We start from the raw sequence: 24,144 nt of genomic DNA, 5'->3' as shown, positions 1-24,144 counted from the left end.
AATTGAAGCGATTGATGGGAAAATCTCTGATTTAAGAAAGTACGAAGATGAACACCAGAATGACTTAAACAACCGTGCTGTTTATTATGCGGTTTGCCGTGATATTGATTGGCTTGAAAAAGCAAAAAAAGATCTGATTGATGCTTAAATAAGTTGATAGAGAGAGTATTGCAAGATGGCCTAATATTTCCCCACCCCCATGCGAGGGTGGGGGATTTTTTATTGCCGTTGACTAAAAATAGCTCATGAAAATCCTCGGGATTTCATGAACCATTTTTTGATGAGAAACTGTATACGGAGCAACCTCTTTTTTATTGATCGTTGATCGAATATGAATGACGCGTTAGAGCGATCAATTGTGAATAATGCCTTCGTTGCTTTCAATTTCACTGAATCTCAAAATAAGAAAGAATGCGCATGGCGCTTACCCAACCTGAAGGTACGGAGCTCTTTTGAGATTTAAGGTAGTAGTAAGTATCCTGTTCCCGAGTCCGTTTTACAGCCTTAGTGACCTTAAATTCAGACTTACTTGGAATTGTTGAGCCTATAAAATCAGATTTTTGAGCCAATCTCTTAGTCTTGTATTGCGTGTAAGGAGGATAATTCCAAATAACACCTGGAGTGGCAACCCCGACGACGTGGTCCTTGTAGATAGCAGGAATTGTTGTGGGCTGGGTAGTCATTGCTTTTTTAACTCCGCCAGCAAATGAGCCGACTTTTTTGCCCCCATAGACGTAACCCCGATATTTACCATTCATCGTCACGACACGATAATAAACGGAACCGGTGTTGGTGACCTTATAACCGTAGGCACGGAAATAATAAGTTGAACCCTTATAAGCGTGGTTTCTCAGACTACCATAGTAATAATCAGCATCTGCATGAGTATAAGAAGCAAATTTTGCCATCTTGCTCTTAGAAGCTACTAGTTTAGCCCCTTTTACCGTGCCGGGTTTCGTATAAAGGGCGTATTTACCTGTAGCAACCACGTTACGGGTGGATCCGGCTGTCTTTAAAGGCGTGTAGCCCACTTTAATTGTTGCCGTATTGGTTTTAACGGTTTTATTGGGTTTATTGGATGTATTGGATGTATTGCATGATGTTATAGTCAGTAAGCTCGCTACAGCAAGGACTGAAACCATGAATAATTTTGTCCATTTATTCATATCTAAATCCCCCTTGTCTAATACGTTTTGGACTTAATCGTAACGCCCAGTTCAGCTCAGGGACTGCGTGATGATCCTCTTATTTTACTTCATTATAACATAACGTAACGCATAGACTAAACGCCTTTGCGGTTTTCCTTTTTCTTAAAGAAAAGCTTACATCACTTACAACAATCCACAATAGTGTTATAATAAAATAGGTTTGCAATAATGAGAATATTATTGCAAACCGAATTTTTAGACAGGAGGAATTTGTTATGAGTGGAAATGATAAAGCCGGCCAATTAGATGAGCAATTTGACGCTGGTAAACCTGTTCCGACTGACCAATTGGTTATGAACCGAGACGATTTTGATTCCGACGAAGCCATGGAGCACTACTTTAAGGATCACCCTGAAGCCCCTCATCAGGCCTATGACGCATATAAAGAAGAAATATCAGCAAGTCATCAACAAAAAATAACTATTTCCTCTCAGGCGGCAACTGGTAGTCAAGTTTATTCATTACATGATTTATACTCCGAACATGTTGTCCAAAGTGCCTATGTAGGAACTTCATACCTTTACACCACTCAACAAGTTGATAATAGTGAGGGAGCCTATCAAATAATCACACGTTTTCCATTGAACGGTTCATCACTAAAAGCGCAAGATTACATGACTCTCGGGCGATTTGGACATGGTGAGACGTTACAGTGGTTTGACCACAATGGAAAAGATTATTTCTGGGTAGTTGCAAAGGCAACACGGGTCGATAATCCAACGGCTTCTGGTTTCGACTGGGGAACACAAATTGCACGGATTCAATATCAAGCTGGCGCTTCTGTTGACTACACGGATGTTCCTCGTTTCTCAAGCATCAATCGTGCCAATAATTTAGGTACATCTTTTGGTACATTGAAGCGTTGTGAAGCAGCTTTAAGTAGCTCTCGTGTCCATTTATTGATCTGGTCAATGAATACGTCCAATACGGTTCAATTTGCTTATTACAATGCTGAGGGACTAAATGATATTTTAGATGAGCAGGAAGCTCAAGCTTCAAAGTATATTTCAGCTGGTGACCCTTCTGTTGTCAGTCTATGTGTAAGTTCATATCAATCAAGTGATTTTTACAATGCAGTTAAGTATCAATCTGTTCAAGGGATTGAGTTTTCTGACGGACAAGCTATTTATATTTCAAGTGGTGGCACCGGTAAAACACCAGTTATTCAAAAAGGCAATTGGGGCACAACTTATTTCATTCCATACGCTGTTACTATTGAAGGTGGTGCCTTAAGCAATCCAGCAGTTAATCAAGTTGAAACTGAAGGGATTCAATTAAAGGGAGACTATGTTTACTTAAATGTATCTCTGCATAGCGGCGATAAATCTAAATTGATTTTCACAGTACCTAAAAATGATTTTTAACCAACTTTCATCAACATGTAATCTAAGAAGCTATGACTTAAGCTTCAAAATTTTCCCATGCGAGAGTGTGGGGTTTAAAGAAAACGGAGAACCGCCAAATTCACCACCAATGTTTTTGTGCACTTCACGCAGAATCTCGAAACGGGATTGATCAACAATCTTTAATTGTATCTCACTTATTAAATCTGTGGGAGAAAATACATTTAAAAAGGTGTCTCAAAGTCAAAAATGGACTATTGAGACACCTTCATTATATTTATCTTTACTGCACGCGTTTGAACATCTTTTCCATTTCGTACGGCGTGAAGTGTACGAGCACCGGACGGCCATGTGGACAGGTGAACGGATCCTTGGCTTTACTGAGTGTGTCGAGCAATGCCTGGATTTCATCCTGGCGCAGATAGTGATTGGCTTTGATCGAGCGCTTGCAGGACATCATCATTGCGAGCTTCTCGCGCAGCTTTTTGATCGAAACTTTGCCTGTTTCAATTAATTGATGGATGATGTCATTGATCATTTCCTCTTCCTTGCCCTTCGGGATCCAAGTTGGGCAGGAGCGGATGATCAAGCTGCGCGCTCCGAACACTTCAAAATTCAACCCGATATCGCGCAAGTAGTCCAGATATTCCATGACCGTCTCATATTCAGCCGTGCTGAAGTCAAAGGTCATGGGCACAAGCAGTTCCTGTACTTCACGTGCTGTTTCGCCAACCTTTTCACGAAAGAATTCATATTTAATTCGTTCCTGAGCAGCATGCTGGTCAATAATATAGAGACCTTCCTCGTTCTGAGCAAAAATATAGGTGCCGTGCATCTGACCGATCGGATAGAGCTTTGGCATGCGCCTTTTTGGTTCATCATCCTCAGGTGATACTTCGACGCCTGTATCATGCACCTCTCCTTGAAAAGCTGCCGCGATTTGATCAAAATCTGATCTTGTCGTTGAAAATCCTTCGTTTTCCGTCTCATGTACTTGTTCCGTGAACGTTGGTTCAGCAAATGGTTCATTTTGTTGTGTCTCTTGCGGATCTGATAGATCAGGTCCTGTAACGGCTGCCGGTGAAAAGTCAAGCTTCTGCTGTTCATTCTTTGGCTTATCAGCCTGCATATGCGGCTTGCCTGATACCGAGGGAATGAGCCGTTCACGATGAAAAGCTGATCGAATTGTTTCGCTGATTAGTGCGCAGAGCTCCTTCTCCTTGCTGATTCGTGCTTCCAGCTTTGCCGGATGAACGTTGACGTCAACAAGCGACGGATCCATTTGAATATGAAGTACACAGATCGGATAACGGCCGATCATCATCAACGTGTGGTAGCCGTCCATGATGCTGTTGAAAATCGGATAGTTTTTAATAAACCGATTGTTGATAAAAATGTAGACATATTGTCTGCCTGCTCTGGAAATCTGCGGATGTACCGCAAGGCCTTCCACTTTAAAATCGAGTGATTCTCCTGAAAAATGAAAGCCAGCCTTCGCCGTTCGCACACCATAAATAGCAGCCAGAACATGGCTCAAATTTCCACTTCCATTTGTTTGAAAAACGGTCTTTTCTTCATGAATCAATGTAAACCGCACGTTCGGGTAAGCAAGCGCCATGCGATTAACGACATCAGTTATTTTTCCAAGCTCGGTGTGTATACTTTTAAGATATTTTAATCGAGCCGGCGTGTTGTAAAAAAGCCGTTCCACATTGATTTCGGTGCCCTTCCTGCTTTGAGCAAGACCGGTAGATATTATATGACCACCTTGAAGAACAAGATGCGTACCGGGATGTTCACCATCTGATGTTGTCAATTCAAGATGGGAAACTGCAGCAATACTTGGCAACGCTTCGCCGCGAAAGCCGAGCGTCGCAATGTGGAAAAGGTCGGAATCCTGACGAATTTTGCTCGTTGCATGCCTCTCGAAAGCAATTTGGCAGTCTTCAGGTGCGAAACCGCGACCGTCGTCCGTGACCTTAATTGATTTCAGGCCGCCTTCCTCAACCTCGATCAAAACGGAGGAAGCTTCAGCATCAATCGCATTTTCCACAAGTTCTTTCACGACAGAAGCCGGGCGTTCGACGACTTCTCCTGCAGCAATTTTATTAGCCAGCGTCTCACTTAGCCTCTTTATAACACCCACCTGAGTCTCTCCTTTCGCAAAACGTGCTTTACTTCTTCAATTCCTTTTGCAGCTGATACAACGTGTTCATGGCATCCATCGGTGTCATAGCCAGCAATTCAATTTTGCTCAGATCATGCAGCACTTTTCGTTCGTGCTTGCCCAGTTCCGAAGACCCGGTCTCCTTTTTCGGTTCAGCAAAAAGCACCAGCTGTTCCGGCTCTTCTCGGGCAACTTCAGCTGCCGCCGCTGCTTCACGCTTCGGAAACGTTTCAGAAGCAGGAGATTGTTCAGGAGACTGTTCGAGTCCGCGCAGAATTTCATCCGCACGTTCGATCAGATTATCTGGCAGGCCGGCCAGTTTCGCAACATGAATGCCGTAGCTTTTGTCCGCTTTGCCGTCAAGCACTTTATGAAGGAAAACAACGGTCCCGTTCTCTTCCATTGCACCGACATGAATATTCTTCAATCGATCGAGCTTTTTCTCAAGAAAGGTAAGCTCATGATAGTGTGTGGAGAAAAAGGTTTTGGCTGCAATATGGTCATGAATATATTCGACAATGGCCTGAGCAATCGCAATTCCATCATACGTTGAGGTGCCGCGACCGATTTCGTCGAGCAAGATGAGACTGTTTTGGGTAGCATGACTCAATGCATAATTAGCTTCGTCCATTTCTACCATGAACGTACTTTGTCCGGAAACAAGATCATCGGCGGCACCGATACGAGTAAAGATTTGATCAAAAATTGGCAGGGTTGCCTGATCTGCCGGGACAAAGCAGCCGATTTGCGCCATAATCGCCGTAAGCGCGGCCTGGCGCATGTACGTACTCTTCCCGCCCATATTCGGTCCGGTAATCATTAACAAATCGCATGTCTTGTCCATGTTAAAATCGTTGGCAACAAATGTCCCGCGCCGCATTACGCGTTCAATGACCGGATGTCTGCTGTTTTTAATCGATAAAGCACGATCCTTTGAAAAATTCGGGCGAACATAGCCATTTCGATCACTGACCGAGGCAAAGCTCTGTAACACATCCAGACTGCTCACAAGGCGTGCTAGCTTCTGCAGACGCGCAGCCTGTTCTTTAATTTGCAGTCGCACATCACCGAACAGTTGGAATTCAAGACCGACGCGTTTCTCTTCTGCTTCTAAAATAACACGTTCTTTTTCCTTCAGTTCAGGTGTAATAAAACGTTCGGCGTTCGACAATGTCTGGCGGCGCTCATATTTTCCTTCAGGAATCAGCTTCAGATTTGGCCGGGAAACTTCTATATAATAACCGAATACACGGTTATAGCCAATTTTCAATGATTTAATACCGGTCGCTTCTCGTTCTTTGGCTTCTAGTTCAGCGATCCAGCGTTTTCCATTTTTCGATGCATCTCTGTATTGATCGAGTGTTTCGTTGTAACCAGCCTTGATCATTCCGCCATCTGAGGTTGAGAAAGGCGGATCATCAACAATCGCTCGATCAATCAAATCACGAGTCTCAGCACATGGATCCATCTCCTGTTCATACTGAGATAGTGAAACTTCTCCAAGTTCAGCCAAAGTCTGTTTTATTTGAGGAATTTGTTCGAGCGAACGCCTGAGTTGCACAACTTCACGCGGATTAACATTGCCGAATGAGACGCGACCGACGAGGCGTTCCAAATCATAAACGTTGCCAAGCAAAGAACGCAACGATTCGCGTTCCAAAAGATGCTCTTTTAATGCTGCTGCAGCATCCATACGTTTCTCAATCAGCTTCTGATTTAATAGCGGTTTCTCGATCCATTGTTTCAGCCGCCTACCGCCCATTGCCGTTTTGACATCGTCAAGCAGCCACAGCAGTGATCCGTACGTTTTCTTCTCGCGGTTCGTTTGCGTAAGCTCCAAATTGCGCCGGGAATGCTGATCGATCATCATGTATTCATTAATATGGTAGACATCTGCAGGCTGCAAGTGATCGAGAGATCGTTTCTGCGTGTTCACTAAATAATTCAGCAGTCTGCCCAGCGGCCGCATCAGTTTTTCCTGATCAATACCTTCAGTAATGCTTTTCAACTGATCCGGAATCGCATCCCCTTCGCTTTCGGAGAATGTTGTATTCAGCCGTTCAACCAGTTCCTCTTTCTTGCCCGCATCGAAATCCGGCGCAAGAACAAGTTCACGTACATCATTTGCATCCATTTCTTGAATCACGCCGTCCCAATTGGAAATCAATGTGACGCGCGTTTCTCCAGTCGTTAAGTCACTCATGGCGAACCCATAAGAGCCGTCAGAAAAAGCACTCAACGCTGCCAAAAAGTTATTCTTTTTCGGCTGCAGCGATTCATCCTCCATAATGGTTCCAGGTGTAATCAATTGAATCACTTCACGGTGAACCATACCCTTCGCCAGCTTCGGATCTTCCATTTGTTCGCAAATCGCAATTTTGTATCCTTTATCAACCAATACCTTGATATATTGTTTTGCTGCATGATACGGAATACCACACATAGGTATGTATTCGTCTTTTCCACCGTTTCGTGACGTCAGCGCTATCTCCAGTTCCTTCGACGCTTTTTTAGCATCCTCAAAGAACATCTCATAGAAATCGCCAAGTCTGAAGAAAAGAAACGCATCCTGGTACTGGGCTTTTATCGCCAAGTATTGCTGAATCATTGGTGTAAAACTCATGATCTGTCGACTCCACCTTGCCTGTGTACAATTTATTATTCTATTATTATAACACAGGGTAACCTATGTTCGGGTTATTGAATCATGCGGTGCAATGCTATAATAGACAAAATAATGGTTGAAAGGATTCGATCAAAATGAATAAAAGTTTAGAATCTTTAAAAAGCAATGTTAGAACTGTATTAACAGGAAAAGATGACATGGTGGAACTCATATTTATCGCAATGATTTGCGAAGGCCATCTGCTTTTGGAAGATGTTCCAGGGACCGGAAAAACAATGATGGCAAAAATAATTGCAAAGTCAATTAAGGGAACATTCCGCCGCGTGCAATTTACACCCGACTTACTGCCGTCAGATATTACCGGAATTAAATTTTTTAATCCGAAGTCACAAAGTTTCGAGCTGATGATGGGTCCGGTGATGACTAACATTCTGCTTGCCGATGAGATTAACCGTGCAACGCCACGTGCACAGTCCAGCCTTCTTGAAGTTATGGAGGAGCGCCAGGTGACCATTGAGGGCGAGACATTTGCAATCGATAAGCCTTTTCTCGTTATCGCAACACAAAACCCGATTGAATCGCAAGGCACCTTCGCACTTCCGGAAGCGCAAATGGATCGCTTCTTCATGCAAATCTCTTCCGGCTATCCGACTTTTGACGAAGAACGAGAAATGCTTCACCTCCATCGGTTAACGAATCCGCTTGCTCAAATTGAACCAGTCATTGAGAAAGATGAAATTGCTCAGCTGCAGGAACAGGTTAAAAAGACGAAAATCAGTGAAAGTGTCGAGAATTACTTGTTGGAAGTTGTTCGCGCCACCCGTGCGCATGACTGGGTTGCGAGCGGCGTCAGTCCCCGAGGCACGTTGGCATTCATGCGCGGAGTACAGGCAAAGGCACTTCTTAATGGACGTGATTTCGTGGTTCCTGAAGACGTGAAATCGATAGCCACCTCCGTACTCGCCCATCGGCTCGTGCTGTCGATGGAAGGCGAGCTCCATGCAACTAAGGAACAAGTCATTGCGGACGTCCTCGAACATATCGACGTTCCGGTTGAGGCAGGAGCACAGCAAGAATGAAAGGATATGCGGCCGATTGGCAAACCCGCAACCAATCTCTCTTTTATCTGTTCGGTTTCATCGTATTTCTGATTGGGTTTCTTAGAAATACATTCCTGCTTTCAATAACAGGATTGATTTTTATCGTTTTCGCTTTTCTGTCAAAATGGTATTTAGTACATATGATTCGCACCTTATCTATTGAGAACACGGACCGCAGTCTTCGTCTTTCTGCTGGTGACGAAGGTGAACTGATCGTCACTTTTCTTAATTCATCCAAGCTTCCCTTGTTTTCATTAAGAGGACGCATCGTTTCTGATCCAATCGTTTCTTTTTCAACCGGTAATCATTCGAATCCCAATCCAATCTATCAATTTTCAGTGACGGTACCGGCACAAAAAAAGCTGTCTGTTCATTGTCCGGTTAAAGCCATGGAAAGAGGCACGGCGCGTATTCGAACTTTTGAATTGACATGTTCGGATCCGCTTCATTTAGTCAGCTGCGGGATTCATTTTAATGAAATGCTGAAGAGTCATCTCATTATCTACCCTCAACCAAAAGCTGTGAGTCATTTGAATCTTGCTCCGCCGCAGCACTTAGGTGAAGTTCCGTCCGCTCATTCGCTCTTTCAAGACTACACAGCGTCTTCCGGTATTAGAAACTATGCGTCTTCAGACCCGTTCAAGCATATTCACTGGAAAGCCAGCGCTCGCACTGGACGTCTTCAAACGAAAACATTTGAGCGTGTCGCCCATCAGAGTTGGACATTTTTGTTTCTGAATGCATCAAATCATTTAAGCCATGAACGTTCCAGTGACTTTGAAAAACGTATTTCTGCAGCAGCATGGCTGGCGCGCGATGCAAGGAAACGCGGCATTGAGTTTTCCATGTACAGCAACACGAAGACAATTGGGCAAAAAATATTGGGTATTGAACCTGAACAAGGCGGAAACCATTTAAGGAGGGTTTGGGAACTACTCGCTTTTATGCAAAAGTGGCAAATCAAAACACCAATTCCTCAAGCGATGCAGATTATTGATAAGAAACTAAGTCACCCGAGCGTTCTGATCCTCATGGATCTGGACCAACCCGAATTGGCTGCTCCGTTTCTATCGAAATGGTTAAAGAACGGCCATCTTATATTTCAGCTTTGTATTTCCGAGAATACCTGCATTTTAGAACCAGTTGAGAAGGGAGCGATCGCCATTGGTTAGATTAAAAGAGAGCATTTCTTTCACACTTTTTTTTAGTTGCGAATGGTTATTTTGTTTTCTTGTTCTTCTGCCGATCATGCCAGGCCAATGGGCGATGTTGTTTCCTTTTATTGCACTCGCAATTATTCATAGTCTGCTGCTTAGTGTACTACAGAGGAGCAGACATTCCAGTTTAGCAGGTTTTCTCTTCGTTGCCGTCATAATCGGCTTGCTTGCGTGGCTTGTTCTGCATATGAGCCTTTTTGCATCTGCTCTATTGTCCGCCCTGCTCACTTATTTTTCACTTCAGGATGACGAAGGCAGGAGCCCGGAACGACTCTGGCGGCTGATGCTTCTGTTTGCGGTCGTCGTTGTTGCCTATACTCTGTTTGCGCCAATTAGCCGACGTGGCGCTTTATTTCTTCTCCTTTTTGTCGAATTAGCCGCGGCTGGCATGTGGATCAGCTTTAAGAGCGAATTGAACAAACGCTGGCTTTCAATCATTGCAGCATCGTTTGCTGCAGCAGCAATCCTACTTGCTCTTATCACTAGCTTCTTAAAACCGGTAGTTACAGTGATTTATAACTTTCTTTTCAACGTTATCATCCGACCAATCACATATGGAACTGTATCGGTCATTTTCGGTTGGTTGAATCACTTTTCTTCGAAGCAGACCGGAAGACGAATTCAAAATGCGCTGCAAGGATCAAATATAGAAAAGAAGCCGTCGGTAAATACGCCACCACCCGACCTTCATCCCGCTTTTAATTTTGGCCTAATCTTCGGCATCATCATTGCTGCCGCATTGCTCTTTATTGTTTTTTGGCGGTTGAGGAAAATCAAGCGAAACAGTGCAACGCAAGATAAATTGAATACCAAATTGACGCAAAAGAAAATCACGAACCTTGTTCACGAGCCAAGTCAGAGCAGGCGGCCTCTATTTTCGCCAAAAAATCCTGTGCGCCGTGCCATCTATAAACTTCAAAAGCACGCCACAAAACAGAAGCTTGGTAGACGTTCATCTGAATCTCTGGCTGAATGGCTAAGACGACTGAAACTAACTCATTCGGATATATTGATTTCTTCTTACGAAAAAGTTCGATACGGTGGCGTTGAGCTCACGGATATGGAGAACAAAACATTTTTTCGAGCAATTGATGAGGCGAAGCAGCAATTAAACAGCATGAAGCAAAGTGTTGATTCCGAAGACAGCAAATTATGATAGTATAGAATTATCAATCGGAAGGGAAGAACATCCAAATATGTGATTGACACGTTCAATTCCAACTCAATACCAATTGAATAGGAGAGAATGTGTCATGAAACAACGTGGATTTCGCTTTCTTTGGATGGGACAGTCATTGGCAAATCTCGGTGATGTACTTTACATCGTCGGATTGATGTCCTACCTCTACCACTTTACCGGATCTGCTGTATTTATGGCGTTTGTACCGTTTTTCAGTACAGTATCCCGATTTTTGAGTGCACTTGTTGCACCTATCTTTCTTGAATGGATGGGACTAAAGACAAGCCTTGTTATTTCTCAAGTCGGCAAAACCCTTCTGCTGTTTGTCTTTTTCTGCTCCGCCTTCTTTTCATTTGCCGGCGAGCGCTTAGGGATTATCTTTGCCACGGTCATACTCGTCAGTTTTTTTGATGGATGGGCAACTCCTGCACGCGGAGCGCTTGTACCACTGCTTGTTTCAAGAGATAAGTGGATCTCGACAAATAGTTTCCTGTCTCTATTGGATCAATCAATTTCCATGGGAGGCTGGGCACTGGGCGGAATAATTGCAGCTCGATTCGGCGGCATTACTTTAATTTCATCAGCGCTTGTTCTTTACATCGTCGCAGCAGTGCTGATGATACTGATCTGTGTTACTGAAGAGGGCATTAAGAAACAGCAAGAACAAAGCAAGTGGACAATTCTGAAAACGGGTTGGATCACAATCTGGCAAGTGCCTGCGCTGCGCACCATCTTTATTACTGATTCACTATGCGTATTTGCTGATGTCGTTTGGATTGCTGCCATCATTTACGTCTTCGTTGCGCAGGCACTCCATGTGGATGCCTCATGGTGGGGCTATATTAATTTCAGTTTTTTTGCTGGACTGCTGCCTACCAGTTTTTATGGCATGCGTTGGGGTACGCAGCTTAAAAAGCATGCATCCTCAACCGCACTTTGGGGTTTGATCGTTGCCTCCTTAATCACATTGTTATTTGCAATGAATTCGGTGCCTTGGGTCGCACTCATCCTTACCGCTCTTTATGGAACAGCACTTCAGTTCAAATCGCTTATTTTTCTTACGGTTGAACAAAATGCAGCACGTCCGGATGTGCTCGCAAACGTGTTTGCAGCTCAGGATGCTGTCCAATCCATTCTGTTCGGAATCGGCAGCTTGATCTTCGGTACTATCGCTGATCTGTTTGGTATACGATCTGTCTTTTTCCTATCGGCCCTGCTGCTGTTTCTTGCTTTTTCTTTATTGCTTGTCTATAGGAACCGTATCGTTATTGAAAAATAAATTTCTGATTAAGACAAAAGCCGTGATCCTGTTTCGGATCATGGCTTTTTTAGTTGCACGCAAAAAAAGAAGAGACACCTGCCTCTTCTCAGTCTTCCTCTTTGTCATCATCTGTCAGAAATTCAGAATCCAGCCCGTCTAATTCCTTATCTAAATCTTCGTCATCATCAGAGGCTTCTGCTCTGATTAATCCGTCATCATCCACCTGGACTTTAACCTTTGTTTCTCCGATGACCTCAACGAGAAATTCACGTTCGACTTGAGCGACTACTTTGTTGCCATTTGGAGAAATCTTTGCCTCCAAACAATTCGGTTCTTGCAGTGCTCGGCATGTGACATCGACCTGATCAGAAATAACTTGTTTGTCGCGGAGTGTTAGCGGCACACGATCATGGTAGCTTACGGTTTCGCACACAACCTCGGTCTTCGAATTATTATTAAACGAATACCATGTGTTGATGTCATACGTTCCATCGACAATAACTGCATCCTTATGATAGGTGGTTTTGTATTTATGATTGATGACCCAGCATCCAAGGATGTTCGTCGGTTTATGAGTCGGTGTCACCGTATGCGCTGACTGGCTGAATTTCTTGCCTTTTCCGCAAATCGCCTTGGTGATAATTTCCCTATACGCATTCTCTGCCAAAAGTCCAAACCTCCTTTACCTTCTTCATCATCATGTTATGCAGGGCGAATGACACGTGTGAAACAAATTAAAGGCTTAGACAAACAAAAAAACTCCTCGTATGAGAAGTTTTTTTGCCTCTATTTAAATCAGGCGATCAGCGATCATTTTCATTTGCGACGTTCTGTGACACAATCTTAGTCATCAATTGAAGAAAATCGTTAACATCAGCTTGAGATTGCTTGAACTCCTGTACCACAGGAATTGCATCAAGCTCTGCTTGCAATCGGTTAATGATTGCTTCATTTTGATGGTAGGCTTCCGTTTTTCCAAAATGCTGCAGATTTACTGATTCTTTTTGATAATGCTTAATTTCATCGACGAGACGCTGCACTTTTTTATTCGCGCTTATCTTTGCTTCCGCCTGTTTGTAAAAGCGGACTTGACTCGTTTCGGAAAGCTGTTCTGCTATTTTTTCCGCCTTGGCAATAATTTCTTCTTTTGAATACTGATGATCCGTCATCTGTTCAATACCTCAGCTTCTTTTTGCCACTCCCCGTCAAGAGACCATTTCTTGGCATCAGTAATTTTAACGGTCACTAATTGGCCGATAAGTGACTTGGGTCCGCGAAAATTCACAACCTTATTCGTCCGCGTATGTCCGGAGAGCACATCTGGATTCTTGCGGCTTTCACCTTCGACAAGCACCTCAACCATTTTGTCCTGATATTTGGCATTGCTCTTTGCAGACAATTCATCCATTAGTTTATTCAAGCGTTGCAAGCGTTCCTTCTTCGCTTCCATCGGTACATTATCCTTCATACGCGCAGCTGGGGTACCCGCACGCGGTGAATAAATAAACGTAAATCCACCGTCAAATTGGCATTCGCGCACAAGTGACATTGTCTCTTCAAACTGTTCCTCTGTTTCATTTGGAAAACCAACGATGATATCCGTTGTAAATGAAGCATTTGGAACCGTATTTTTGATCTTGTGAAAAAGATCGAGATATCGTTCCCGAGTATAACCTCGTCCCATGATCTTGAGTATCTCTGAGCTGCCCGATTGGACCGGCAAGTGAATATGCTCGCAAAGGTTTCCTCCCTTGCCGAGGACTTCGATCAGATGATCATCAAAATCCTTCGGGTGGCTTGTTGTGAACCGGACACGCGGAATACCAATTTTGCGCATCTCATCCATAAGATTTCCGAGCCCATAGTTTTCCATATTAGGAAGATCTTTGCCGTAGGCATTTACATTTTGTCCAAGCAGTGTGATCTCCTTGTATCCTTTACGCGCGAGTTCACGCACTTCATCAATGATTTCCTGAGGATGACGGCTCCGCTCTTTTCCTCGTGTATATGGAACGATACAATAGGTACAGAATTTATCGCAGCCGTACATAATGTTGACCCACGCTTGAAAATGTCCGCGTCGCGATTGCGGGAGATTCTCTACGATGTCGCCTTCTTTTGACCACACTTCAACGACCATTTCCTTGCTGAACAGTGCTTCTTTCAGAAGCTGAGGCAAGCGGTGAATATTATGTGTACCAAAGATGAGGTCAACCTGTGGGTGCTTAGCAAGAATCTTATTAACAACAACTTCTTCTTGCGCCATGCAGCCGCACACCCCTAAAATTAATCCGGGGTTCTCCAGTTTCAATGTTTTCAGCGTGCCGATATGGCCGAATACTTTATTTTCTGCGTTCTCACGAATCGCACATGTATTGATCAAAATGACATCCGCATTTTTCGGCTCTTCCGTCTCTTGGTAACCCATTTTTTCGAGAATACCTGCCATGACTTCTGTATCATGCTCATTCATCTGGCAGCCGTATGTTTCAATCAAGTAGTTCTTCCCATGACCGATCGTTTCCATGTCTTCCGGAATACTGAAATCATTTATAATTTGAACCGCGTCTCTGCGGCGCCTGCGCGCATCTTTCAGAGATGGCGGCTGGAAATACTTTGAAAAATCAACGTTGCTGATTGTTTTCTCAGCCACAAGGCAACCTCCCTTTCAAATCTCATCCCTAAATTATAGCAAACTCATTCATGATATGAAAGAATGGGCTTCGTTAGGCTGAATTCTTGTTCTCAATAGTGTTTCAAAATTCAAAATCTATCAGTGTATAACATAGTCTACATTTTAAAAAATTCTGATCCATTTATGCTATGATCGATCCATTAATAATATGGAGGCATTTATGAAAGATGAACTTATTAAAACAAAATAAGAATTTTCGTCTCTTGATTTCCGCACGTATGATCACAAATGTCGGAGACAGCATCTATTTTATCGCGGCCATGTGGCTTGTATACGAGATGAGCGGATCCTCTTTTTATTCTGGATTAGCCGGGTTTTTGACCATGATGCCTCGAGCCGTGCAGTTTATCATTGGACCTATTCTCGACCGCTATTCAATCAAGCGACTGATCATTATCACTCAGATCGCTCAAGCTGTTCTCCTCATTTCAATTCCTGCAGCTGCACTTTTTAATGTCCTATCTGTATCACTTGTACTTGTCGTCATGCCCATTGTATCCTTTTTTAATCAATTTTCTTTTCCGGCGGAAAGCGCGCTTATTCCTCAAATTTTGGATAAAGATCAACGTGTTCAAGCAAATGGATTGATGACTCTTGCTTATCAGGGTACAGAAGCGGCATTTCAAGCAATCGGCGGTGTACTCGTTACAGCAGTCGGTGCTCTATTTCTGTTCAGCGCAGATATTGTTTCTTTTTTTATTGCTGTCATTATGTTCTCAATGCTTCAATTAACTCATGTAAACCCATCTCATACAAGTCTATCAATGAAAGCACAATGCACACGCTATTTCTCTGATTTAAACGAGGGGTTTCACATCGTCATTCACTCCCTAATTGGAAAAATGATGGTCGGATCGCTGATGACAAACTTTGCTCTAGGTGCACTGGTGGCCATTTTGCCGGCATACTCTGATCAATTAGGCGGATCCGGAATGTATGGTCTGATGATGGCAGGAATGGCGATCGGAACATTGCTGGGGGCTTTAGCTGCACGGCAATTTGAACGGAAACCCATTGGAAAGATGCTCATGATCGGTTACTTTATCGGTTTTCTGTTTTGGATTGCTGCTGCCTCTGCTCCGTTTTCGATACTCACAATCATCTTATTTTCGGCAAGTATGATTTTCCCAGGCTGCAACAATGTGCTTAATTTCACTCTGATCCAAAACGTTGTGCCTCGGAACATGCTTGCTCGTGCTATGTCACTTGTTGCAAGTTTGGCTACTTGCATTATGCCGCTTGGTTCGCTCGTCGGTGGCGCACTTAGTGCCGCGTATGGTCCGAAAGTTATCTTCATTGCCGCTAGCTGCGGATTCCTGTTTTACGCAGGCTACGTTGCACTCATGCCAATCTTGCGTCAATTACCTGCTGCAGGTGAAGTTAATCCGGAGTCGTATGGTTTTCAATCGGAAGCGGACACCGTACGGGAACATGTTTGAAAAATGAATAAAGAACAAAAAAAGTGCATGAAATCGATCATGCACTTTTTTGTTTCATTCTTTAAAATCATCCTTTGGTGGAGCGTTATTCTCAGACCTCCGTCTGATTTTTCGTTTCGTCATCTTTGTTACATTAGATGGAGCAGGTACGAACACGATTCATTTGTTGTAGATAACAGCTATTGAAATGATCATTTGCTCTGATTGCAAAAAACAGCATGACCCAGAAAGCCATTCTGTTTTGTAGTTCCTTTTTATTCATTTAGCAGCTGCTCGCCAATATGGCGAATGATATGACTTCTCGTCACTAAACCGACAACATGCCGATCCTCATCGACGACTGGAACTCTTTTAATATGGTAGTGTGAGAGCATTTTTAAAATGGTATCCAGCTCATTATCCTTTTCTGCTGTCTGCAATCTTCTTTTCTTCATGATCTCGCCGACTTGTTTCGTTAACAAATCTTTTAATTTATCTTTTGACAGCTCAATCGTAATTGCAGAAATTAATGAGTATAGATCATAGATCGTTTGTTGTTTCGGTGAAATAGCTCGTAAAAGGTCCCCATCGCTGATATAACCAATTAATCGATTGTCATCATCAACTACTGGAGCGCCGCCTATTTTGTGTTCAATCATGATCTTGATTAATGTCTTAACCGAATCATTCTCGCGAACAGTCACAACATTTCTCAGCATTAGTTGTTCAACACGCATCAGCAAACGCCTCCTTGGTTTGACCAAGTTTCCTCTCTCTTAATTATACCACCTTAAAGAAAGCGTTTAAATGTTTATCTCTATCAATCCGATGTATCATTCTTCTTCCCGCTTTTTCTTCCCGATTTTCTTAATGCATCGCGAAGCAAGAATTCAATTTGTCCATTGACACTGCGAAATTCATCATCGGCCCATCTCTGCACTTGATCATATAATTCCGGATCGATTCTGAGTAAAAAGCTTTTCTTCTTTGCCATTGTAAAAACCCGCTTAATAGAGACTTCCTGTGTTAATCACCGGCTGTGATCCTTTATCTGAAACGATGGCTACCATCAAATTGTTGATCATATTTACTTTTCGTTCTTCGTCAAGTTCAACAACATGTTCGTCCTGCAAGCGCTGAATGGCCATTTGAGCCATCCCAACCGCACCTTCAACAATTTTTTGCCTTGCTGAAACAATTGCCGACGCCTGCTGACGCTGCAGCATTGCTTGCGCAACCTCAGTTGAATAGGCGAGATGAGTCAACCGTGTTTCAATAACCTCCACGCCTGCAAGCGCGAGCCGCTCCTGCAATTCAGTCTTCAACATCGTCGAGATTTCTACAGAATTACTTCTTAAAGACAATCCCTCTTCATTAAAATTATCATAGGGATATTGAGAGGCGATATGGCGAACGGCAGTCTCACTCTGAATTTCAACAAACTGACTATAATCGTCGACATCAAAAAGTGCTTTAGCAGAATCAACAACCTTGAAAACAACAACTGCAGCAATTTCGATCGGATTGCCCTCAACATCGTTGACTTTAAGTTTCTGGCTGTTGAAGTTGCGCACGCGCATAGATACAGTTTTTTTTGTTGAAAACGGTATTGTCAAATAGATTCCATTATCACGTAAACTGCCGACATATTTGCCAAAAAATGTGACCACCTTTGTTTTATTCGGTGGTACGATTGTCAGTCCCGTCATTAATATGAAAGCAATGAGCCAAGATGCAATCACTAAAAACGGTATCGTTTTAATTATGCCTGCCACACCTGCGCCAATCATAATCAGCATTGCCAAAATCCCAAGAAATCCATTCATTTTCCATGCGTTTTGCTCCGTCACAAATACTCCTCCTCATATCATCTACATTTCTTTTATATATTATTATGATATCATATTATCTGATAATTAATACGCTATTTTGTGTCTATTTTGTTTCGTATCTTTATTTGTATTATTAGTTGGCCCCGAAAGATGAACAGAATAGGATCAGGATTACTTCACTCTCGTCTCTTCCTGCATTTTAAAATAGGCATAGTCATCTTCTTGAAGAATATAGTAATTTATGGGCAATCCTCATAAGGAGATGACACACGGAAATGGATGTATTAAAAGTTTCAGCAAGATCTGTACCTAACTCTGTTGCCGGAGCCCTCGCTCACGCAATGAGAGAACAAAAAACAGCGGAAATACAAGCAATTGGAGCCGGCGCTCTCAACCAAGCAGTAAAAGCGGTTGCCATCGCCAGAGGCTTTGTCGCGCCTAGCGGTCTTGATCTCATTTGCATCCCCGCTTTTACAGATATTATTATTGACGGTGAGGAGCGTACGGCGATGAAACTCATCGTCGAGCCTAGATGAAAAAATGAGTTCATTTTAAGTTAATTTGAAATAAAAGGTGATGACAAAGTATGCCGTCTTAACTCCTAATAAAAAAACACGCAACAAGGCGTGCCCTTTTATCCCTTCGTACCTCACCGGATTCACGTGAGGTTTTTTTAATTGACGTCACTGCGATATAGACCTGTTGTTCAATCGAAAAACATGTGATCATCATTAATTAAAATACGATTGATTTTCGTTGCTTTACCAGTCTTATCATCAATTTGGATAAGCACAGCACCAAGCTGGCCGGGACCTTCTTCACTCTCAAAACGAACAGGCATTGAGGTCAGAAATCTTTTTGTTACTGCAGCTCTCTTGACCCCAATGATTCCGTTATAAGGTCCGGTCATTCCGACATCCGTCAGATATGCAGTTCCCTGCGGCAGAATGCGTTCATCAGCTGTTTGAACATGCGTATGCGTCCCGACTACCGCAGAAACACTACCATCCAAATACCATCCTAACGCAAGTTTTTCACTTGTCGTTTCTGCATGAACATCGACAAATATGATCGACGTTCTTTGGCGCGCTTCATCAACAAGCTGTTTGACAATCCGGAAAGGGTCGTCCAACGGCGGCAAAAAAACACGTCCCTGAATATTGATTACGGCCACCTGCACATTGTGCGGCAGTGTGATGTAGCGAATTCCTGTTCCCGGGGTACCTTCAGGAAAGTTTGCTGGGCGCACAAGCTGACTTGCATCGTCAATAAACTCAAAGAGTTCCCGATTATCCCATGTGTGGTTTCCCATGGTAAGCATATCTGCTCCTGCTTCAAGCAGTTGCCGGTAGATTTTTTTGGTCAGTCCTTTTCCATGTGCTGCATTTTCCGCATTAACGATGGTTACTGTGGGCTGATACTTGCTTTTTAACTTTTGCAAGTAACCTTCAATCATTTCTCGACCCGTGCGTCCGTAGACATCACCGACAAATAAGATTTTCATTGTTCACGCTCTTTTCTCATCACTTGATTCAATCAAGGTAATAAAAAAGGCGGCCACTTTGCCGCCTTTTTTATTTCGCATATTCTACAGCTCGTGTTTCACGAATTACTGTAACCTTGATATTTCCTGGATAGTCCAGTTCATTTTCAATTTTCTTAGTAATCTCACGTGCCAACTGGAAAGATTTTGCATCGTCAACGATATCCGGCTGAACAATAATACGAATTTCTCGCCCAGCTTGTATCGCATACGATTTTTCGACTCCTTCAAAGGATTCGGAAATTTCTTCCAGCTTTTCCAGCCGATGAATATAGGTTTCGAGTGTTTCGCGACGTGCACCTGGCCTTGCGGCAGATAATGCATCTGCTGCGGCGACCAGAACAGAGATTACAGAAGTAGCCTCTGTATCTCCATGGTGAGAAGCAATGCTGTTAATGACAACCGGGTGCTCTTTATACTTTGTTGCCAATTCAACACCGATTTCCACGTGGCTTCCTTCAACCTCGTGGTCGATCGCTTTGCCGATATCATGCAGCAATCCTGCTCTTCTCGCCAAATTCTCGTCTTCTCCAAGCTCAGCAGCCATCATTCCGGCTAAGAATGCGACTTCCATAGAATGTTTCAGTACATTCTGGCCATAACTTGTTCTGAAGTGGAGTCGACCCAGGATCTTGATAAGGTCCGGGTGCAAGCTGTGAATACCGACTTCAAAAATGGTTTGTTCACCATAATCGCGGATCTTTTCATCAACTTCATGCCGCGATTTTTCAACCATTTCTTCAATACGAGCTGGATGAATGCGCCCATCTTGAACAAGCTTCTCAAGAGCAAGGCGAGCAACCTCTCGGCGGATCGGATCAAATCCTGACAGAATAACGGCTTCCGGCGTATCATCAATAATGAGATCAATACCCGTAAGTGTCTCAAGCGTCCGAATATTTCGTCCTTCTCGCCCGATGATGCGGCCTTTCATTTCGTCATTTGGCAAGTTGACAACTGAAACAGTAGTCTCCGTTACGTGATCTGCCGCACAACGTTGGATTACTAGTGAAAGGATGCTTTTGGCTTTCTTTTCCGCATCTTCCTTCGCTCTTGACTCGATATCCTTTGCGATTTGAGCAGCCTCATGAGCCGTTTCCTGTCTGACTTGGTTCAGAATTAATTCCTTCGCCTCGTCATTCGTTAATCCGGAAATGCGTTCAAGCTCCGACTGCTGCTTTCGCAACGTTTCCTCCACTTTGCTTTCCATCTCTTCAATTTGTCGACGTTTCTTGCTAAGAGTTTCCTCCCTTTTTTCCAATGAACTCTCTTTATTATCGAGAGATTCGCTTTTTCGATCGAGTAAATCCTCTTTCTGCAAAAGGCGATTTTCTTGTCTTTGAAGTTCATTTCGCCGTTCACGCGCCTCATTCTCTGCTTGAGAACGGAGCGTATGAATTTCGTCCTTTGCTTCTAAGAGAGCTTCTTTTTTCAATGCTTCTGCGTCTCGATGCGCATCTTCAACAATCTGATGTGCCGCGGTTTCAGCTGATGAAATTTTCGCCTCAGCAAATTTCTTTCGGATGTAATAGCCAACAAACAGACAAACTACAGAGACAAGCACAATGGAGATGATCAAAATAATGATTATCATCATTTCACCTCCTTGCTTTTCCATATCGTCAATAAGTAAAACAGTTGCATTTACCTTTTGAATGATGCTTAACAAAGATACGATAGGTAGGAATAGTGTTTTAACTAGATGTTCCTATTCTATTGCCCTTATGCAGTAGGTCGCATGAAAGGAACATGGCAGCTTCTTTCACCATTCTGTCGCCTTTATAAGCATTCTCATGCGAAAAGTTTACATAATCATGTAATCAATAACTTTGCAGTTACAAGTTTATTGTATAATTGCCTATTTGGGTTGTCAACCTCACGGCCTTTGGATTGTATTTTGACACCGTCTATTATTCAAATAATTCAAATAGTTATCGAACGCTTCACTGTCAGAAAATTGTCAATATGTTCACTTATCGAAAAGGCGGATCATATTTGACTCTTCATGTATGCTTTCCAATATTAAGTTAAAAAAGAAACGGTCTCAAAAGTCGACTAATGACTAAGAGACCGCATCTTCACACTTGATTTATTACCAAACTCATTCGTTATTTGGAAGCGGTTCGGTTTCTGCCTCAGGGCTTTCTTCCGGTACCCCGTCCAACTGATAATGTTCACGAATCTTTTGTTTAATTTCCTCTTTTACTGGTTCATTTTCCTTTAAATAGAGTTTCGAGTTCTCACGGCCTTGACCTAAGCGTTCATTATTGTAGGAGTACCATGAACCGCTTTTTTCAACAATATCCAGATCAGCACCGATATCGAGGATTTCACCTTCTTGGGAAATCCCTTGTCCGTACATAATATCTACTTCTGCCTGTTTAAATGGCGGAGCAACCTTGTTCTTGACTACTTTAATTCTCGCTCGATTTCCGACAATGTCATTGCCGATTTTGAGCGTTTCTGCGCGGCGTACTTCCAATCGTACCGAAGCATAAAATTTAAGTGCGCGGCCGCCTGGCGTTGTCTCAGGGTTACCAAACATAACCCCTACTTTCTCACGAATCTGATTGATAAAAATAGCGGTTGTCTTTGACTTGCTAATTGCTCCCGAAAGCTTTCGAAGCGCTTGGGACATCAAACGTGCCTGAAGACCGACATGTGCATCGCCCATCTCACCTTCAATTTCGGCTTTCGGGACCAAGGCTGCCACCGAATCAATAACAATAATATCAACTGCACCGCTTCGTACAAGTGCTTCAGCTATTTCAAGCGCTTGCTCACCAGTATCCGGTTGAGAGAGAAGCAGCTCATCAATGTTAACACCTAAATGTTCGGCATAAACCGGATCAAGTGCATGTTCAGCATCAATAAATGCCGCCTGTCCGCCGCCTTGCTGAGCCTCGGCAATTGCATGAAGAGCAACCGTTGTTTTACCTGAGGATTCAGGTCCGTAAATTTCGATAATGCGCCCGCGCGGATAACCGCCGACACCCATTGCTATATCTAAAGCCAGTGAACCGCTTGATACTGTGGATACACGCTGTTCCGGCCGTTCTCCCAATCGCATAATTGAACCTTTGCCAAACTGTTTCTCGATTTGGCGAAGAGCGCTGTCTAATGCTGCTTTTCGTTCGTTTTTTTCAGCCATGATAGTGGTTCATCTCCTTCAACATTCTTTTTTTAATCATACCTTTTTTTATCGATAAGCACAAGTGTTCTGCGAATGTTTATTCGCTATTGTTGTTTTGCAAGGACCGGAAGACCTTTTAAATATCTTCTGACTATGTCATATCCTGTTTTTGTCGACTGAATCCTGATTTTTCGGCGGGTTCCGTTAAATTGAAATGGGTAGCTTTTCGAGCCGCTTTTATCAGCAAAACCAATATAAACGGTTCCGACTGCCTTTCCTTCGCTTTTATCGGGACCTGCGACACCTGTAAACGAAACGCCAAAATCAGAGCCACACAGTTTACGGACCGACTCAGCCAATAGTTTAGCGCACATCGCGCTTACGGCCCCGTCTGTTTGAAGCACTTCTTCAGGAATGTGAAGTACATGATGCTTCACATGATTGGTATAACAAACAATGCCGCCATTCAAAACTGAAGATGCACCCGGAAAGCCTGCCATCCAATCAGCCGCCATACCACCTGTAAGACTTTCTGCAAACGCAATCGTCTTCTTCTTTTCGCGCAACAGCTTGAACACAAGCTCAGAAAGGGATGTTTCATCATATCCATATAAATACTGGCCGACTCGTGCATCAATTTTTGCCTCGACCGCGTCAAGCATTGCTTCAGCTTGATCCGACCGTTCATGCTTTGCAGTCAATCGCAAGGTAACCTCGCTCTCTTTTGCGAGCGGTGCAATGGTCGGATTGGACTGGGCATCGATCAGATCAATGATTTTCGTCTCCAGTTGAGATTCGCCGATTCCGAAAAAACGAAGGACGCGTGATTGGATATGTTCTTCATTTCGGCGAGCTAGATAGCGTTGAGCGAAATCAAGAAACATTGGCTTCATCTCTGACGGGACACCGGGCATTAGCAAATAAAGATGCTTCTTCATATCTACAATCATCCCTGGAGCCATTCCATGATGGTTGGGCAGTACGTGACTTCCTTCAATCACCAGCGCTTGCTTCTTATTATTCTCAGTCATTTCCCTTCCGGTCACCTTAAAATAATTTAAGATGCTATCCATTGCTTCTTGATCAGTTACCAACTGTTTTCCTAACACATGAGCAACTGTCTCTTTTGTCAAATCATCTTTTGTAGGGCCAAGTCCGCCGGTGAAGATCAACAAATCTGCTCGAGCTTCCGCATTCTTAATCACATCAATCATACGAGCTTCGTTGTCGCCGCAAACGGTGTGAAAATAGACATCAATACCTAACGCAGCTAAATGCTCGGAAATGAACTGAGCATTCGTATTGGCAATCTGCCCAAGTAAAAGTTCCGAACCAACCGCGATGATTTCCGCATTCATGTGCAAGAACTCCTATCATCCGTTTTCAAACCTATTATTCTCTCATTTATTATCGGGCACTCG

At 43.3% G+C, this 24,144-nt stretch carries 20 protein-coding genes; 7 read left to right on the top strand and 13 right to left on the bottom strand.

Features of this window, described 5'->3' with window-relative positions:
- Nucleotides 1-386: 386 nt before the first annotated feature.
- Nucleotides 387-1,166, bottom strand: coding sequence for a hypothetical protein (locus tag AC6F33_RS08140; RefSeq protein WP_255746400.1), 780 nt, complete (start codon nucleotides 1,164-1,166; stop codon nucleotides 387-389).
- Nucleotides 1,167-1,423: 257 nt separating this feature from the next.
- On the opposite strand from AC6F33_RS08140, the gene AC6F33_RS08135 reads away from it, so the two are divergent.
- On the top strand, nucleotides 1,424-2,572 hold the full coding sequence (locus AC6F33_RS08135) for a helveticin J family class III bacteriocin (RefSeq protein WP_255746399.1): 1,149 nt from the start codon (nucleotides 1,424-1,426) through the stop codon (nucleotides 2,570-2,572).
- A 262-nt stretch (nucleotides 2,573-2,834) separates the two neighbouring features.
- Here AC6F33_RS08135 and mutL read toward each other — a convergent pair whose 3' ends face one another.
- Entirely contained in the window at nucleotides 2,835-4,697 is a 1,863-nt protein-coding gene (mutL, locus tag AC6F33_RS08130; RefSeq protein WP_255746397.1) for a DNA mismatch repair endonuclease MutL, read from the bottom strand.
- A gap of 28 nt (nucleotides 4,698-4,725) precedes the next feature.
- Nucleotides 4,726-7,341 (bottom strand): DNA mismatch repair protein MutS, encoded by a 2,616-nt coding sequence (gene mutS / locus AC6F33_RS08125; RefSeq protein ID WP_255746395.1) that lies wholly within the window; start codon nucleotides 7,339-7,341, stop codon nucleotides 4,726-4,728.
- A gap of 137 nt (nucleotides 7,342-7,478) precedes the next feature.
- On the opposite strand from mutS, the gene AC6F33_RS08120 reads away from it, so the two are divergent.
- The 4 genes from AC6F33_RS08120 (at nucleotide 7,479) to AC6F33_RS08105 (ending at nucleotide 12,120) form a co-directional block, all read left to right on the top strand.
- Nucleotides 7,479-8,423 carry an AAA family ATPase gene (locus AC6F33_RS08120; RefSeq protein WP_255746394.1) on the top strand — a complete coding sequence of 315 codons (945 nt, stop codon included), beginning with the start codon at nucleotides 7,479-7,481 and terminating at the stop codon, nucleotides 8,421-8,423.
- A complete protein-coding gene (locus AC6F33_RS08115) occupies nucleotides 8,420-9,616 on the top strand; it encodes a DUF58 domain-containing protein (RefSeq protein WP_500778095.1) in 1,197 nt (398 codons plus the stop codon). Before AC6F33_RS08120 ends, AC6F33_RS08115 begins: the two co-directional genes overlap by 4 nt.
- Entirely contained in the window at nucleotides 9,609-10,817 is a 1,209-nt protein-coding gene (locus AC6F33_RS08110) for a DUF4129 domain-containing protein (RefSeq protein WP_500778094.1), read from the top strand. The genes AC6F33_RS08115 and AC6F33_RS08110 overlap by 8 nt, the downstream gene beginning before the upstream one ends.
- Nucleotides 10,818-10,914: 97 nt before the next feature.
- Entirely contained in the window at nucleotides 10,915-12,120 is a 1,206-nt protein-coding gene (locus AC6F33_RS08105) for an MFS transporter (RefSeq protein WP_500778093.1), read from the top strand.
- Nucleotides 12,121-12,208: 88 nt separating this feature from the next.
- On the opposite strand, the gene cotE is transcribed toward AC6F33_RS08105, so the two are convergent.
- The 3 genes from cotE to miaB all read right to left on the bottom strand — a co-directional run bounded on the left by cotE (nucleotide 12,209) and on the right by miaB (nucleotide 14,755).
- Nucleotides 12,209-12,769 carry an outer spore coat protein CotE gene (gene cotE / locus AC6F33_RS08100; RefSeq protein WP_480947429.1) on the bottom strand — a complete coding sequence of 187 codons (561 nt, stop codon included), beginning with the start codon at nucleotides 12,767-12,769 and terminating at the stop codon, nucleotides 12,209-12,211.
- Nucleotides 12,770-12,905: 136 nt separating this feature from the next.
- On the bottom strand, nucleotides 12,906-13,271 hold the full coding sequence (locus tag AC6F33_RS08095; RefSeq protein ID WP_255746386.1) for a YlbF/YmcA family competence regulator: 366 nt from the start codon (nucleotides 13,269-13,271) through the stop codon (nucleotides 12,906-12,908).
- A complete protein-coding gene (miaB, locus tag AC6F33_RS08090; protein ID WP_255746385.1) occupies nucleotides 13,268-14,755 on the bottom strand; it encodes a tRNA (N6-isopentenyl adenosine(37)-C2)-methylthiotransferase MiaB in 1,488 nt (495 codons plus the stop codon). Before miaB ends, AC6F33_RS08095 begins: the two co-directional genes overlap by 4 nt.
- A 209-nt stretch (nucleotides 14,756-14,964) precedes the next feature.
- On the opposite strand from miaB, the gene AC6F33_RS08085 reads away from it, so the two are divergent.
- Nucleotides 14,965-16,236: an MFS transporter gene (locus AC6F33_RS08085; RefSeq protein WP_255746384.1), complete on the top strand. Its 1,272-nt coding sequence runs from the start codon at nucleotides 14,965-14,967 to the stop codon at nucleotides 16,234-16,236.
- Nucleotides 16,237-16,490: 254 nt separating this feature from the next.
- Here the strand turns inward: AC6F33_RS08085 and AC6F33_RS08080 are convergent, their stop codons facing one another.
- From AC6F33_RS08080 to AC6F33_RS08070, 3 genes are all read right to left on the bottom strand, one after another.
- The gene (locus AC6F33_RS08080; RefSeq protein WP_255746383.1) at nucleotides 16,491-16,952 is read right to left on the bottom strand and encodes a CBS domain-containing protein; all 462 of its coding nucleotides are present in this window, start codon (nucleotides 16,950-16,952) and stop codon (nucleotides 16,491-16,493) included.
- A gap of 83 nt (nucleotides 16,953-17,035) precedes the next feature.
- Complete coding sequence (locus tag AC6F33_RS08075) at nucleotides 17,036-17,209, bottom strand: type II toxin-antitoxin system antitoxin (RefSeq protein WP_255746382.1); 174 nt, start codon at nucleotides 17,207-17,209, stop codon at nucleotides 17,036-17,038.
- 13 nt (nucleotides 17,210-17,222) lie between these two features.
- Nucleotides 17,223-18,065 carry an SPFH domain-containing protein gene (locus AC6F33_RS08070; protein ID WP_255746381.1) on the bottom strand — a complete coding sequence of 281 codons (843 nt, stop codon included), beginning with the start codon at nucleotides 18,063-18,065 and terminating at the stop codon, nucleotides 17,223-17,225.
- A 257-nt stretch (nucleotides 18,066-18,322) separates the two neighbouring features.
- Here AC6F33_RS08070 and AC6F33_RS08065 point away from each other — a divergent pair, with 257 nt between their 5' ends.
- Nucleotides 18,323-18,583 (top strand): stage V sporulation protein S, encoded by a 261-nt coding sequence (locus AC6F33_RS08065; protein ID WP_255746380.1) that lies wholly within the window; start codon nucleotides 18,323-18,325, stop codon nucleotides 18,581-18,583.
- A 170-nt stretch (nucleotides 18,584-18,753) separates the two neighbouring features.
- Here the strand turns inward: AC6F33_RS08065 and AC6F33_RS08060 are convergent, their stop codons facing one another.
- The 4 genes from AC6F33_RS08060 to AC6F33_RS08045 all read right to left on the bottom strand — a co-directional run bounded on the left by AC6F33_RS08060 (nucleotide 18,754) and on the right by AC6F33_RS08045 (nucleotide 24,081).
- Nucleotides 18,754-19,551 (bottom strand): TIGR00282 family metallophosphoesterase, encoded by a 798-nt coding sequence (locus AC6F33_RS08060; protein WP_255746378.1) that lies wholly within the window; start codon nucleotides 19,549-19,551, stop codon nucleotides 18,754-18,756.
- 70 nt (nucleotides 19,552-19,621) lie between these two features.
- Nucleotides 19,622-21,184, bottom strand: a complete 1,563-nt coding sequence (gene rny / locus AC6F33_RS08055) for a ribonuclease Y (protein WP_255746376.1) — start codon at nucleotides 21,182-21,184, stop codon at nucleotides 19,622-19,624.
- A 507-nt stretch (nucleotides 21,185-21,691) separates the two neighbouring features.
- Complete coding sequence (gene recA / locus AC6F33_RS08050; protein ID WP_255746375.1) at nucleotides 21,692-22,741, bottom strand: recombinase RecA; 1,050 nt, start codon at nucleotides 22,739-22,741, stop codon at nucleotides 21,692-21,694.
- An 86-nt stretch (nucleotides 22,742-22,827) separates the two neighbouring features.
- Nucleotides 22,828-24,081, bottom strand: coding sequence for a competence/damage-inducible protein A (locus AC6F33_RS08045; RefSeq protein ID WP_255746372.1), 1,254 nt, complete (start codon nucleotides 24,079-24,081; stop codon nucleotides 22,828-22,830).
- Nucleotides 24,082-24,144 lie beyond the last annotated feature (63 nt).

The organism is Sporolactobacillus sp. BBK16-2 (assembly GCF_059878335.1).
Note: the sequence above shows the minus strand (reverse complement) of the source record. Positions and strands in the feature narration are given on the sequence as shown.